At 62.7% G+C, this 303-nt stretch carries 1 rRNA gene; it reads right to left on the bottom strand.

From position 1 onward, the window contains the following. A 23S ribosomal RNA gene (locus NE591_RS14180) occupies positions 1–303 on the bottom strand; the annotation flags it as partial.

Below are 303 nucleotides of genomic sequence, written 5' to 3'. Positions count from 1 at the left end.
GCTACGCCTCTCGGCCTCGCCTTAGCTCCCGACTGACCCTGGGGGGATTAGCCTCGCCCAGGAACCCTTAGGCTCACGGCGCCAGGGTTTCTCGCCCTGGTCTCGTTACTCATGCCAGCAATCTCACCTCCGCGCGGTCCACAGCAGGTCGCCCTGCTGCTTCGCCCCCCGCGGAGAGCTCCCCTACCCCTGAATTCTCAGTCCGCCGCTTCGGTGCATCGCTTAGCCCCGTGAATTGTCGGCGCATGTCCACTCGACCAGTGAGCTGTTACGCACTCTTTAAATGCATGGCTGCTTCTAAGC

Origin of the sequence: Adlercreutzia sp. DFI.6.23 (genome assembly GCF_024462535.1) — a bacterium.
Classification (GTDB): domain Bacteria; phylum Actinomycetota; class Coriobacteriia; order Coriobacteriales; family Eggerthellaceae; genus Adlercreutzia; species Adlercreutzia rubneri.
Note: the sequence above shows the minus strand (reverse complement) of the source record. Positions and strands in the feature narration are given on the sequence as shown.